The 13,433-nt window shown below is 65.2% G+C and carries 12 protein-coding genes; 7 read left to right on the top strand and 5 right to left on the bottom strand.

From position 1 onward, the window contains the following. The first annotated feature begins 171 nt into the window (after window positions 1–171). Together ACX80M_RS04905 and ACX80M_RS04900 are read left to right on the top strand one after the other, a co-directional pair. Window positions 172–552 (top strand): DUF485 domain-containing protein, encoded by a 381-nt coding sequence (locus ACX80M_RS04905; protein ID WP_252599998.1) that lies wholly within the window; start codon window positions 172–174, stop codon window positions 550–552. Beyond that, window positions 549–2,165, top strand: a complete 1,617-nt coding sequence (locus ACX80M_RS04900; RefSeq protein ID WP_252599999.1) for a solute symporter family protein — start codon at window positions 549–551, stop codon at window positions 2,163–2,165. The genes ACX80M_RS04905 and ACX80M_RS04900 overlap by 4 nt, the downstream gene beginning before the upstream one ends. A 195-nt stretch (window positions 2,166–2,360) precedes the next feature. On the opposite strand, the gene ACX80M_RS04895 is transcribed toward ACX80M_RS04900, so the two are convergent. The 4 genes from ACX80M_RS04895 to ACX80M_RS04880 form a co-directional block, all read right to left on the bottom strand. Continuing rightward, window positions 2,361–2,948, bottom strand: a complete 588-nt coding sequence (locus ACX80M_RS04895; RefSeq protein WP_252607874.1) for a hypothetical protein — start codon at window positions 2,946–2,948, stop codon at window positions 2,361–2,363. A 6-nt stretch (window positions 2,949–2,954) separates the two neighbouring features. After that, entirely contained in the window at window positions 2,955–3,359 is a 405-nt protein-coding gene (locus ACX80M_RS04890; RefSeq protein WP_252564878.1) for a DUF4383 domain-containing protein, read from the bottom strand. 131 nt (window positions 3,360–3,490) lie between these two features. Continuing rightward, window positions 3,491–4,111, bottom strand: coding sequence for a hypothetical protein (locus tag ACX80M_RS04885; RefSeq protein WP_252607875.1), 621 nt, complete (start codon window positions 4,109–4,111; stop codon window positions 3,491–3,493). A 139-nt stretch (window positions 4,112–4,250) separates the two neighbouring features. Beyond that, the gene (locus tag ACX80M_RS04880) at window positions 4,251–4,724 is read right to left on the bottom strand and encodes an Lrp/AsnC family transcriptional regulator (protein WP_058929526.1); all 474 of its coding nucleotides are present in this window, start codon (window positions 4,722–4,724) and stop codon (window positions 4,251–4,253) included. 195 nt (window positions 4,725–4,919) lie between these two features. Between ACX80M_RS04880 and pdhA the strand changes: the two genes are divergently transcribed. From pdhA to ACX80M_RS04865, 3 genes are read left to right on the top strand one after another with little or no spacing between them, the layout of a single operon-like run. After that, the gene (pdhA, locus tag ACX80M_RS04875; RefSeq protein WP_252600002.1) at window positions 4,920–6,029 is read left to right on the top strand and encodes a pyruvate dehydrogenase (acetyl-transferring) E1 component subunit alpha; all 1,110 of its coding nucleotides are present in this window, start codon (window positions 4,920–4,922) and stop codon (window positions 6,027–6,029) included. Then, window positions 6,029–7,039, top strand: coding sequence for an alpha-ketoacid dehydrogenase subunit beta (locus tag ACX80M_RS04870; RefSeq protein WP_058929524.1), 1,011 nt, complete (start codon window positions 6,029–6,031; stop codon window positions 7,037–7,039). The genes pdhA and ACX80M_RS04870 overlap by 1 nt, the downstream gene beginning before the upstream one ends. Further along, window positions 7,036–8,463, top strand: a complete 1,428-nt coding sequence (locus ACX80M_RS04865; protein WP_459309119.1) for a dihydrolipoamide acetyltransferase family protein — start codon at window positions 7,036–7,038, stop codon at window positions 8,461–8,463. Before ACX80M_RS04870 ends, ACX80M_RS04865 begins: the two co-directional genes overlap by 4 nt. 223 nt (window positions 8,464–8,686) lie before the next feature. On the opposite strand, the gene ACX80M_RS04860 is transcribed toward ACX80M_RS04865, so the two are convergent. After that, the gene (locus ACX80M_RS04860; protein WP_459309117.1) at window positions 8,687–9,439 is read right to left on the bottom strand and encodes an SACE_7040 family transcriptional regulator; all 753 of its coding nucleotides are present in this window, start codon (window positions 9,437–9,439) and stop codon (window positions 8,687–8,689) included. Window positions 9,440–9,606: 167 nt separating this feature from the next. Here ACX80M_RS04860 and ACX80M_RS04855 point away from each other — a divergent pair, with 167 nt between their 5' ends. Further along, window positions 9,607–11,214 carry a carboxyl transferase domain-containing protein gene (locus tag ACX80M_RS04855; RefSeq protein ID WP_252600004.1) on the top strand — a complete coding sequence of 536 codons (1,608 nt, stop codon included), beginning with the start codon at window positions 9,607–9,609 and terminating at the stop codon, window positions 11,212–11,214. Between the two features lie 7 nt (window positions 11,215–11,221). Beyond that, window positions 11,222–13,432: an acetyl/propionyl/methylcrotonyl-CoA carboxylase subunit alpha gene (locus tag ACX80M_RS04850; RefSeq protein ID WP_459309115.1), complete on the top strand. Its 2,211-nt coding sequence runs from the start codon at window positions 11,222–11,224 to the stop codon at window positions 13,430–13,432. Window position 13,433: the final 1 nt, after the last annotated feature.

Here is a 13,433-nt window from a genome sequence, read left to right as displayed (position 1 = left end):
AGCGTAGCGGCGGGTGCCGTTAGTCGCAGCATCGTAGCCGTTGAGCGACCGTTCCGGCCATGGCTCTGGAATGTACACCCGCCATACCGCAGAGTGATTGCAGTCACATTGTCCGCATCCTGCCCGCAGGCTGGCCCGTGTGAACCAAGCAAGTCTCAATGAGGAGGAACGATGGGTAACGATGCCCACACTCCGGACGCAGCGGCGTCCGTGGACTTCGAACAGGTCCAGTCGACAGAGCGGTTCCAGGAACTGCGCAAACGTCACCGCAGCTTTGTGTTCCCCATGGCCGTGGCATTCCTGCTGTGGTACTTCGCGTATGTCCTGCTGGCTGACTACGCCGTCGAGTTTATGTCCACCAAAGTGTGGGGCAACATCAACGTCGGCCTGATCCTGGGCCTGCTCCAGTTCGTCTCCACGTTCGCCATCACCGGCTGGTACGTCAGCTACTCCAACCGGAAGCTGGACCCCATCGCGGCCGAGATCCGCAACGAAATCGAAGGCCATGAGTTTGATAAGGACGGCAACGCCGTGAGTGGAGTGACCAAATGATCGGAATTGCCACGGCCGTAGACGTTGCGGACCTTAAGGAAACGACGCTGCTCAACATGGGCATCTTCGGCCTGTTTGTCGCTGTCACCATGGTGATTGTGTTGCGCGCCAGCCGGAACAACAAAACAGCGGCCGACTACTACGCTGCGGGGCGGTCGTTCACCGGTTCCCAGAACGGAACGGCCATTGCCGGCGACTACCTGTCCGCTGCCTCGTTCCTGGGCATCACCGGCGCCATTGCCATCAACGGCTACGACGGCTTTATGTACTCCATCGGCTTCCTGGTGGCTTGGCTGGTTGCCCTGCTGCTGGTGGCGGAACTCCTGCGCAACACCGGTAAGTTCACCATGGCGGATGTCCTTTCCTTCCGGCTCAAGCAGCGCCCGGTCCGCATCGCGGCCGCCATCTCCACGCTGGTCGTCTGCTTCTTCTACCTCCTGGCCCAGATGGCCGGAGCAGGTAGCCTGGTTTCCCTGCTGCTGGGCATCAGCGACTGGGGCGGACAGGCCTTGGTAATCATCGTCGTCGGCGCCCTGATGATCATGTACGTCCTGATCGGCGGGATGAAGGGCACCACCTGGGTCCAGATCATTAAGGCGGTCCTGCTGATCGCCGGCGCTGCCGTGATGACCCTCTGGGTCCTCGCCATCTACGGCTTCAACCTTTCCAGCCTCCTCGGTGCGGCTGTTGAAACCGCCGGCAACCCGGCTGTCCTGAACCCGGGCCTGCAGTACGGCAAGTCTGACACCTCCAAGCTCGACTTCATGTCCCTGGGCCTGGCATTGGTTCTGGGCACGGCCGCCCTGCCGCACGTGCTCATGCGCTTCTACACCGTCCCCACGGCCAAGGAAGCCCGCAAGTCCGTGGTGTGGTCCATCTGGCTGATCGGTCTCTTCTACCTGTTCACCCTGGTGCTCGGTTACGGTGCCGCAGCCCTCGTGGGTGCCGACACCATCAAGTCCGCACCGGGCGGGGTCAACTCGGCTGCACCGCTGCTTGCCTTCTTCCTGGGCGGGCCGCTGCTGCTGGGCTTCATCTCCGCGGTCGCCTTCGCCACCATCCTCGCCGTGGTGGCCGGGCTGACCATCACCGCCGCAGCGTCGTTTGCCCACGACATCTACGCCAGCGTCATCTCCAAGGGAAAGGCCGACGCCGACACCGAGGTTAAGGTGGCGCGGCGCACCGTGGTGGTCATCGGCGTGATGGCCATCCTGGGCGGTATCTTCGCCAACGGCCAGAACGTGGCCTTCCTCGTGGCGCTCGCCTTCGCAGTCGCGGCGTCGGCGAACCTCCCGACCATCATCTACTCGCTGTTCTGGCGCCGGTTCACCACCCAGGGTGCGGTCTGGAGCATGTACGGCGGCCTGGGCTCGGCCATTGTCCTGATTGCCTTCTCGCCGGTGGTTTCCGGCCTGAAGACCTCCATGATCCCGGGGGCCAACTTCGCCTTCTTCCCCTTGAGCAACCCCGGCATTGTGTCCATCCCGCTGGCGTTCCTGCTCGGCTGGCTGGGTACGGTGCTGGACAAGAAGCGCGAGGACGCGGCCAAGCAGGCCGAGATGGAAGTACGCTCCCTGACCGGTGTGGGTGCGGAGAAAGCCGTGGACCACTGATTGATGACTGAGTACCGAACAAGCCGACAGTCCGGAGCAAACTGGGACTTCGGAACCGGCTGACAGTCAGAGAGCCCCTGTGCCGCAAAGGCACAGGGGCTCTCTGACGTTCCAGCTGCAGGCGAGCCGCAGGCGACGCTCAGCTGGGGGCGACGTTCAAAAAGGCGGTGGCGTCAGCGCAAAAAGGCGGTGGCGTCAGCGCTGATGGTGGCCCGCCGGCATGGCCGGACCGCCGTGCTGACCATGCGGCACCGCAAACTGGCCCGCTGTGGAAGCGGCGAGTCCCGGCGTCGCGATTCCGGCCACCAGCACGGCACCGGCGAAAGCGGTGAGCAGCAGGATTCCCGGGCGGGCAGCGGCGGGCGCCATGCCGTCGTCGTCCATTCCCCGGAGCCGGCGCCCCTTCAGCCAGGCGCCCGACGCGACAATCATGAGCGTCAGCAGGAGCGCCGCGAGGTGGCTGAGGTGAAGGCTGGACGTGTCGCTGCTGAAGGCAAGGGCCGCCATGTGCGCCCCGGATGCCGTCAGCAGGAACGCCACGGTCCGCCCGGACCCGACAATCCGTCCGCGGTGCAAGGCCAGGACCGTCCAGAGGATCAGGGCCGCTCCCCAGCCGCCGGAGACGACCGCCAGGGCTGGCTGCCAGACGGAGCCGGACACTTTCGGCAACGCGAGGAGGCTTGAGGAAACGGCGAGGTTCACTGAGCCGGCCCCGAATCCTGCGAAGCCGCCGAAGAGCCGGACGGCCGGGACGGCCCATCCCTCTCCTGGCTCGGCAGCCATGGCCGGCTAGGCCCGGACGGCTGTTGCGGACTTGTCCATGGACAGACCCACGCCCAGCAGCAGGACTGCGCTGGCCAAGTGGAGGACGTTGTCGGCGCCGTTGAGCGCGATGATGTTCAGTGGCGAGGTCAGCAGGAACAGCCCAAGCACACCGACCAGGAGATAGACGGCACCCACGCCGGTGTTGACCGTACGGGCCATGGCCGTGCTTTTCAGGCCCGCGTACAGAAGTGCGCCGCCGATCGCGAGGTGGATGACATTGTGCAGCGGATTCACTTCAAAAATGATGAGGTTGGCGCCCTCCGTGGCGAAGAAGCCGATGCCGGACGTCACCACGAAACCCAGGAGGCCGACAAGAAGATAAACGGCACCGAAGACGGTGGCGACAAGGCGGTTCGGAGAAGTACGCATGGCCCGAATCCTTCCGGTAAGGCGGGAACGTTATGTCCCGGCCAAACTGCGGGATCCCGGATGGGATCCTCGTAGAAGCAATTCGGACCATGTCCCCGTGCGGATGGGGTGCGGGCTTGCGTTGTGTGGCGCTAGGCCTGGGGCTTGAGCTTGATGTTGATCATTTTCAGCTCGTCGGTGCCTTCGAAGCGGTAGATGAGGTCGATCTTCTTGTCGCCGTCGCAGGTGATGAGGCCGGCGATGTCGGCCGCCTTGGTGCCGTTCTCGGTGCTGGCCTTGACTTCGTTATAGGCAGTCTTGCAGGTGCTGTCCATCTCCAGGGTCTTGATACCGGCGATGAAGTCCTCCTTGGTCAGCTGCTCATGGAGGGCGGGGTCAAGATAGTCGTCGTAGGCCTTGGAACTGTCGCCGGCAATCACCAGCTTGGTGAAGCTGTCAGCCAGGCCCCGGGCATGGTTGGTGGCTCCGTTGACAATGTTGACCAGGATGAGGACGCCGACGACCGCCAGCAGCAGGACACCGCCCACAACGCCGAGGATGGTCCACAGCTTCCGGCGGCTTTGTGCCGGGGGCTCTTGTCCGGGCAGGCCGAACGGCCCCTCGGACGAGTATTGTCCGGGTGCACCGTGCTGTGGCGGGTTGCCGGGCAGCGGTGGCGCGCCATGCTCCCCGGGGTTGCCGGGCTGCCCCGTTGGTTGCGCGGGCCAGGCCGCCGGCTGGACCGGCTGGTACGGTCCCTGAGGATTGCTCACGATGGAGCCTTTCCGGCAACGCACTGGCCCTGCCTTATTGTTGGGACCCGCTGAACGGCACCCATGGATTCACCTTGGAACAGCCTATAACCCAGCCCGCCGGGGCTGGGTATCGGGGCGGTAATAAGGGCCGCTGGCCCTAAGCGTCTCCGGATCCCCGCTCGAGCAGCGGCTGGATGCGGAACGGGATGAGTTCGCTCATGGCCAGTGCGGTGTCCGTCCTGTCCACTCCATCGCACGCCAGGATTTTCCCGTTGATCCGGAAGAGGTCCTCGGCATCCAGGGCCACTACCCGGAGCAGGAGGTCAGCAGAGCCGGTGAGGCCGTAGCCTTCCAGGATTTCCGGAATGCCGGCGAGGTCATGGGCCAGCTGTCCCAGTTTCTGCTGCTGGACGTGGACGGAAATGAACGCCATGAGCGGATAGCCCAGGGATGCCGGGTTGATACGCCGTTCGAACGACAGGAAGACGTGTTTTTTCTCCAGCTGGGCCATGCGCGCCTGCACGGTGTTCCGGGACAGCCCCAGCTTCTGGGCCAACGCCACCACGGTCCGCCGGGGGTCGCGGGCAAGGGCCGAGAGCAGCCGTGTGTCTGTGCCATCCAAAGCTTGCATAATGCGCAACGTTAGCACGGTGAGGGCAGTGCAAACAGGGCATTATGCGCAGTATCCGCCACGGTGGTTGTACCCATTGAGCATTGTGAGTAGGGTCACAATTATCCGGGGCAACGGCGCCCGGGCGGCCGGCGGCGGGCGGGACCACAAGTCCCCAGGCTCCGGTCAAACGACGTGAGAAGGTTGCGTGCCATCGTGTCTACAGACAGGAACCTGATCCAGCTGGTTACCCCGGCAGGGGAGCGGATCAGCCACCCGGAGTTCGATCCCTGGGTGAAGGACATCGGGGATGAGCAGTTGTGTTCCCTCTACGAGGACCTGACGGTCATCCGGCGGATCGATGTTGAGGCCACCGCCCTCCAGCGTCAGGGCGAGCTCGGACTTTGGCCCCCGTTGCTGGGGCAGGAGGCGGCGCAAGTCGGTTCCGGCAGGGCCCTGCGCGAGGACGACTTTGTCTTCTCCAGCTACCGGGAAAACGGTGTGGCGTACTGCCGCGGCGTGGACCTGACGGACATTACGCGGGTGTGGCGTGGCACGGCCTCCTCCGGGTGGGACCCGTACTCCGTGAATATGGCCACCCCGCAGATCATTATCGGCGCGCAGACCCTGCATGCCACCGGTTACGCCATGGGCATCCAGAACGACGGCGCGGACTCGGTGGCGGTGACATACTTCGGCGACGGTGCCACCAGCGAAGGCGACGTCAACGAGGCCATGGTCTTTGCCGCCAGCTTCCAGGCACCCGTGGTCTTCTTCTGCTCGAACAACCACTGGGCAATTTCGGAGCCCGTGCGGTTGCAGTCCCACATTCAGATCGCGGACCGGGCCGCCGGATTCGGCATTCCGAGCCTCCGGGTGGACGGCAATGATGTGCTGGCCGTGATGGCAGCCACGCGCGTGGCATTGGACCGTGCCCGGCACGGTGGCGGACCCACCTTCATCGAAGCGGTCACCTACCGCATGGGACCGCACACCACCGCCGACGATCCCACCCGCTACCGTGACGCCAATGAACTGGAGGACTGGGCTGCGAAGGACCCCATCCTGCGGGTCAAGGCCCTGCTGGAACGCAAAGGACTCCTCACGGATGAGGTCCAACAGCACGTTCACAACAAGGCAGAGTCAGTCGCCCGCGAACTCCGTTCAGGCTGCATCGGCATGCCGGATCCGGAGCCGATGGACATCTTCAAGCACGTGTACAGCGAGCCCAACTCGTGGCTGGACCGGCAGCAGGACCACTACGCCCGTTACCTGGCTTCCTTCGGCGATCCCGCGGGAGCCACCTCAGAAGAAGGTGCACGCTGATGACCCAGATGACCTTTGCCCGCGCCATCAATTCCGGCCTGCGCAAATCCCTTGAAAACGATCCAAAAGTCATCCTCATGGGCGAGGACATCGGTACCCTCGGCGGTGTTTTCCGGGTGACCGACGGCCTCCAGAAGGATTTCGGCACCCACCGTGTGGTGGACACCCCGCTGGCCGAGTCGGCCATCATGGGCACCGCCGTCGGCCTCGCCTACCGCGGTTACCGCCCGGTGGTGGAGATCCAGTTCGACGGCTTTATCTACCCTGCCTTCGACCAGATCGTGAGCCAGGTGGCAAAGCTGCACTACCGCACCCAGGGGGCCGTGAAGATGCCCATCACCATCCGCGTCCCGTTCGGAGGCGGCATCGGCTCACCCGAGCACCACTCCGAGTCGCCCGAGGCGTACTTCACTCATACGTCGGGGCTCCGCGTGGTCAGCGTCTCCAACCCGCAGGATGCCCACACCGTGATCCAGCAGGCCATCCTGTCCGATGACCCGGTGCTGTACTTCGAACCCAAGCGCCGCTACCACGACAAGGGTGAAGTGGATGAGGGCATCGATCCGCGCACCGCGCTGCCCATGGACTCCGCCCGCGTTGTCACCGAGGGCACGGACGTGACGCTCGTGGCCTACGGGCCGTTGGTGAAGACGGCCAAGGACGCAGCAACCGCGGCCGCCGACGAAGGCATCTCCATCGAGGTCATTGACCTGCGCTCGCTGGCACCCGTGGACTACGCCACCGTTGAAGCATCCGTCCGGAAAACAGGCAGGCTGGTGGTCACCCATGAAGCCGGCCAGTCCGGTGGCCTGGGCGCCGAAGTTGCGGCCAGCATTACCGAGCGGTGCTTCTATCACCTCGAAACCGCCCCCGTCCGTATCACCGGGTTCGATATTCCCTACCCGTACTCCAAGCTCGAAATGCACCATCTGCCCGGCCTGGACCGGATCCTCGACGGCGTGGACCGCGCCCTCGGACGCCCGAACTCCCTCAGCGGGTTGGAAGGATGAGCGCCACCATGATCAAGGAATTCAGGCTCCCGGACCTCGGCGAAGGCCTCACGGAATCAGAAATCCTCAGCTGGAAGGTGGCAGTGGGGGACACGGTGACGCTGAACCAGGTCATCGCCGACGTGGAAACCGCAAAGGCCGTAGTGGAGCTGCCGTCACCTTTCGCGGGCGTGATCACTGCGCTCCATGAAGAGCCGGGAACAATCGTGGAGGTGGGCAAGCCGATCGTCTCCTTCGAAGTAGCGGACGACGGCGGCGCCTCACCTTCAGGGGCTGCGCCCGCCGGGGCGGCCACTGCTGCAGCGGGGACCGCGAAACGCGAGCCGAACCTGGTTGGGTACGGCGCCGTTGTCGAAAGCTCAGGCCGTCCCGCCCGCCGGGCCCGCACCTTCACAACCCCGGCGGTTGAGCCTGTTCGCGGCCCGGTGGTTGAGCCTGTCGAAACCGAGCTCGTCGAAACCGAGCCTGTCAGACCCGAAAACCCTGTGCTTGAGCCTGTCGAAACCGACACCGCGGAGCGTCCACGTTCCACGCCGCCGGTCCGGAAACTGGCCAAGGACCTCGGCGTCGAGCTGGCCGCGGTCGCGGGCACCGGAGCCGGCGGCCTGATCACGCGGGAGGATGTCCAGAATTTTGTTGGCGGCGGCGAATTGTCGGCACCGGTACGCCATCTTTCCGCCGTATCCGATTCGGTTTTCCCCGCGGGACTGGCGCCACAGGGTGGGCGGGAAGTCAGGACCCCTATCAAGGGTGTCCGCAAGTTCACGGCCGCCGCGATGGTGGCAAGTGCGTTCACGGCTCCCCACGCGACGGAATTCCTCACGGTGGATGTCACGCCCACCATGGACCTGCTGGCCAAGCTGAAGACGAGCCGGGCCTTTTCCGGCTACAAGCTCACGCCGCTGACGCTGGTGGCGAAGGCTGTGCTGATCGCGCTGCGGCGGAACCCGTCGCTGAACTCGCGGTGGGAGGAAGTCAGCCAGGAGATCGTGCAGTTCAACTACGTGAACCTGGGCATCGCCGCCGCAACTCCGCGCGGGCTCACCGTGCCGAACATCAAGGACGCGGATACCCTGTCGCTGCTGGAACTCTCCGCAGCCCTGACCGGGCTGACCGAGACGGCACGGGCCGGCAAGACCGCGCCGGCAGACCTGTCCGGCGGTACGATCTCCATCACGAATATCGGGGTCTTCGGCATCGACGCGGGCACTCCCATCCTGAACCCCGGCGAGGCTGCCATCCTGGCCATGGGGGCCGTGCGGAAAATGCCGTGGGAATTCCAGGATGAGGTGGCCCTGCGCCAGGTCATGACGCTGAGCCTGTCCTTTGACCATCGCCTGGTGGACGGGGAGCAGGGTTCGAGGTTCCTCGCCGACGTTGGCGCCATCCTGGCCGAACCCGGCATGGTGCTCACGATGGTCTAACTCACGAGTTTTTGTCCAGATAATCCGGGTTTGGGGCGTTTGAACCGCTTTATCTGGGCAAAAACTCCCGGGTCTGGGCCTGCGCAACGTCCTGCGTCATGTCGTGATTCGTAAGTGCGGTCTTGGCCCGCATTAGCGGTGCTGCCCAGCACCGCTAATGCGGGCCAAGGCCGCTCCTGTGGCTGGGAGCCTCTGAGGGCCCGCTCTTGAAATCGTGTCCCGGTCAGGAGGCCGGGGGAACGTTCACCGTGAGTGCCGCCAGCGCCATGCTTTCGAGCAGCGGCCGGGCCGTTTTGGGCGCGATTTTCCGTCCGTGGTTCCGCACCGAGTGCGGCGTGGAGTTGATCAGGCCGAACGTAGCGTGGGCCCGCATCCGCAGTTCGACGGCGTCGGTGCCCGGATGCAGCAGCGCCAGGACCTCCACCCAAATCTCCACGTAGTTCCGCTGCAGTGTCCGGACCTCGGACTGGTCCTTCTGGCTGAGGTTGCTGAAATCGCGGTCCTGCACCCGGATCACGTCGGGCTTGCCCAGTGCGAACTCCACTTGGAATCCCACCAGCCTTCGGAGCGCTGCCATGGGGTCCTTGGTTTCGGCAATGACGCGCAGGCCGCCGTCGAGCAGCTCGCGGCTGACGGTGAGCAGCAGGTCTCCCAACACCGCCTGCTTGCCCTGGAAGTGGCGATAGACGGCCGGGCCGCTGACACCCGCTGCCGCGCCCAGGTCTTCCAGTGATACGCGGTTGAATCCGTGCAGGGCGAAGAGCCCCGCGGCGGCGGCAAGCAGCGCCTGGCGGCGGTTCTCCTTCGCCTGGCTGCGGGGCGTTCCGGGAGCTGCGTGGGCTGCCGCGGCTGCGGGTTTTCCCGGAGCTGCCGGCGTCGCGGAAGCGGCCTGCGCTGCCGAAACGGGTCGTGTTGCCGAGTTCGGATGCTCAGACTGGGCCGGTGCGGACAGCTTGACCGGTCGGGTGGTGGGCACGCTTTTCCTCCTAGGAACAGCAGATTCTTGCAATGTCCTGTTGTGTTGGACATCACAGTTAATAAAGACTAACCTGAATTCCAGTTATAAAGCATTAACCGAGCTCGCTTTTCCGGCTCTCGCCGGAGCCTTGGTGGCTTTCAATAGATGACGAACGGATGCAGTCGATGGAGACTCTCGCCAGCCGGCTTGATGCCGCAAGTGAAGCGTTTGCTGCAAACAACGCTGCCCAGCTCGCGCTGGCCGCCGAGCTCCGGACCAGGCTGGCTGAGGCCGCGTTGGGCGGGCCGGAGAAGTCGCGGGAGCGCCATGTGGGGCGCGGGAAGCTGCTGCCCCGGGAGCGTATTGACCGGCTGCTGGATGATGGCAGCCCGTTCCTGGAGATCGCGCCGCTGGCAGCCAACGGCATGTACAACAACGACTCGCCGGGAGCCGGGGTTATTGCCGGCATCGGCCTGGTCCACGGCCGCCAGGTGCTCGTGATCTCCAACGACGCCACCGTCAAGGGCGGCACGTACTACCCGATGACCGTGAAGAAGCACCTCCGCGCCCAGGAGATAGCGCTGGAGAACCGGCTGCCGTGCATCTATCTGGTGGATTCGGGCGGGGCGTTCCTCCCGAAGCAGGACGAAGTTTTTCCCGACAAGGAGCATTTCGGCCGAATCTTCTTCAACCAGGCCAGGATGTCCGCGGCAAAGATCCCGCAGATCGCCTCCGTGATGGGCTCCTGCACCGCCGGCGGCGCTTACGTTCCGGCCATGAGCGATGAGACGGTGATCGTGCGGAACCAGGGCACTATCTTCCTGGGCGGTCCGCCGCTGGTGAAGGCTGCCATCGGGGAGATCGTCACGGCGGAGGAACTGGGCGGCGGTGACGTGCACTCGAAAATCTCCGGCGTCACCGACCACCTGGCGGAGAACGATGAGCATGCCCTGCAGATCGTCCGGGACATCGTCTCCACCCTGCCGAGGCCGGCTGCCCCTGCCTGGGATGTGGACACCGTCGTCGAGCCCCTCGCGGATCCGGCGGAGTTGTACGGCGCCGTCCCGACGGACGTCAACGCGCAATACGACGTCCACGAGGTCATTGCCCGGCTGGTGGATGGCAGCAGGTTCCACGAGTTCAAGAAGGAGTACGGCACCACCCTGGTCACGGGTTTTGCCAGGCTGCACGGGCACCCGGTGGGGATCGTGGCCAACAACGGCGTGCTCTTCAGCGAGTCCTCGCTCAAGGGCGCGCACTTCATCGAACTCTGCGACCAGCGCGGCATTCCGCTTATTTTCCTGCAGAACATTTCCGGGTTCATGGTGGGCAGGGATTCCGAGCAGGGTGGCATTGCCAAAAACGGCGCCAAGATGGTCACCGCCGTCGCCACTGCCCGGGTGCCCAAGCTGACCGTCGTCATCGGCGGGTCCTTCGGCGCCGGCAACTACTCCATGTGCGGGCGGGCGTATTCGCCGCGCTTCCTGTGGATGTGGCCGGCAAGCCGCATCTCGGTGATGGGAGGGAACCAAGCCTCCGGCGTTCTCGCAACCGTCAAGCGTGACCAGTACGAGGCCCGTGGCGAGGAATGGTCCGCCGAGGACGAGGAAGCCTTCAAGGCCCCGATCAAACAGCAATACGAGGACCAGGGCAGCCCGTACTATTCCACCGCCCGCCTCTGGGACGACGGCGTGATCGACCCCGCGGATACCCGCACCGTCCTGGGACTGGCACTCGACGTCGTCTCCCGCACCCCCCTGCCGGAGACCTCCTTCGGCCTTTTCCGGATGTGAGCCAGCCATGACCGTTTCCATGCCCGCCGTTCCTTCCGCAATCCGGCAGAAGCCGCTGTTCAGCACCGTGCTCGTCGCCAACCGCGGGGAGATCGCCTGCCGCGTCATCCGCACACTGCGTGCCCTGGGCATCCGTTCCGTAGCCGTCTACAGCGACGCCGACGCCGGGGCCCGCCACGTTCGCGAGGCTGACACCGCCGTGCGGATTGGCCCTGCCGCCGCAGGAGAAAGCTACCTGAAGATCGAGGCGATCCTCCAGGCCTGCCGCGACACCGGCGCCGAGGCAGTCCACCCCGGCTACGGCTTCCTCAGCGAGAACGTCGATTTTGCCCGCGCCCTCGAAACCGCCGGCATCACCTTCATCGGCCCCGGCGTTGAGTCCCTGAACGTCATGGGCGACAAGATCCGGTCCAAGAACCACGTGGCCGGCTACGGAGTCCCCGTAGTGCCGGGCATCGCCGAACCGGGCATGACTGACGCGCAACTCATGGAGGCCGCGCCCGCCGTCGGGTTCCCGCTGCTCATCAAACCGTCAGCGGGCGGCGGCGGCAAGGGCATGCACATCGTGGAGCGCCACGAGGACCTCGAAGCCACGCTGGCCACCGCCCGCCGCGTCGCCGCGAGCGCCTTCGGCGATGACACCCTTTTCCTTGAACGGCTGGTCCGCACGCCGCGGCACATCGAGGTCCAGGTCCTGGCGGACAACCACGGCAACGTGATCCATCTGGGGGAGCGGGAGTGCTCGCTGCAGCGCCGCCACCAAAAGGTGATTGAGGAAGCGCCGTCGCCGCTGCTGGAGTCGTTGCACGACGGCGGGGCCACCCGGGCCCGGATCGGCGAGGCCGCCTGCCAGGCGGCCCGCAGCGTCCACTACAGCGGCGCGGGAACTGTGGAGTTCCTGGTCTCCGACGAGGCCCCTGACGAGTTCTTCTTTATGGAGATGAATACCCGTCTCCAGGTGGAGCACCCGGTGACCGAAATGGTCACCGGCGTGGACCTGGTCGAATGGCAGGTCCGCATCGCTGCCGGTGAGGAACTCACCTTCCGCCAGGCCGACGTCGAACTCAACGGGCACGCCGCCGAAGCCCGCGTCTACGCGGAAATCCCGGAGCGGAACTTCATGCCGTCCACCGGGACCGTGCTCCTGCTGGACGAAATGCCCGATCACGGAGCCGGCATGATCCGGGTGGATTCAGCCCTGCTCGAGGGGCTCGAGATCTCCTCCAGCTACGATCCCATGATCTCCAAAGTCATCGCGTGGGGCCCGGACCGCACCGTTGCCCTGGATACCCTGGACGCGGCACTCGCCGGCTACACAGCCCTTGGCATCGATACGAATGTTGAGTACCTGAGGCTGCTGATCAACGACGACGATGTCCGCGCCGGGCATCTCGACACCGGCCTGATCGAGCGCAAGATGCCCGACTTTGCCTTCCGGCGGATTGACGACGCCGAACTGGTCGCGGCCGCCTTGTACGCCGTTGTGAGCGGGGACCAGGACATCACGGGGACGCCCCCCGGTCCCTGGCAGGCCAGCAACGGCTGGCGGATCGGCGCGCCGGCGCCCCTGCGGATCAGCCTGGGAACGCCCGACGGCGGCATCGCAACAGTGAGAGTCACAGGCCGCGTGGCCGTCGGCCCGGTCCAGGTCTGTGTCGGTGACGGGCCATGGCGGACGGCCTCGCTGCGGTTGCCGGGCCGCGGGAGCCTGGTCCTTACCCTGGACGGCGAAACCACGGACTACTCGCTGGCGCCGGCGGACGCGGGCCCTGTCAACCTCACCCCGGACAACCTGCCCTCAGGAGTTCCCGCGGAACTGTTCCTCGGCAACGGAGGCTGGTCCTGCCGGCTGGAGCCGCTGACGCGGGAGTCTCGGCTTGTCCGGGTTCTCGCCGCCGTCGAGCGCGAGGAAGGCACCGCGGACCCGGAGGTGCGCTCGCCCATGCCCGGCACGGTGGTATCCGTTGCGGTCAGCAACGGCGACACCGTGGAAGCCGGCCAGGTCCTTCTCTCCGTGGAAGCCATGAAGATGGAACACCAGCTCGTGGCAGAGGTGGCCGGCACGGTCCACATCAGCATCAAGGCCGGTCAGCCGGTCAAAGCAGACCAGGTGCTGGCGACCATCCACCCTTCAACCACCGATTCAGACGCAGATTCACTTCAGGATTCCAACAAGGATTCCAACAAGGACTCCAACAACACAGGCAAGGGAGCCTAGC

The sequence above is a fragment of the Pseudarthrobacter sp. MDT1-22 genome, assembly GCF_054511035.1.
This window is presented reverse-complemented; position numbering and strand designations above follow the sequence as displayed.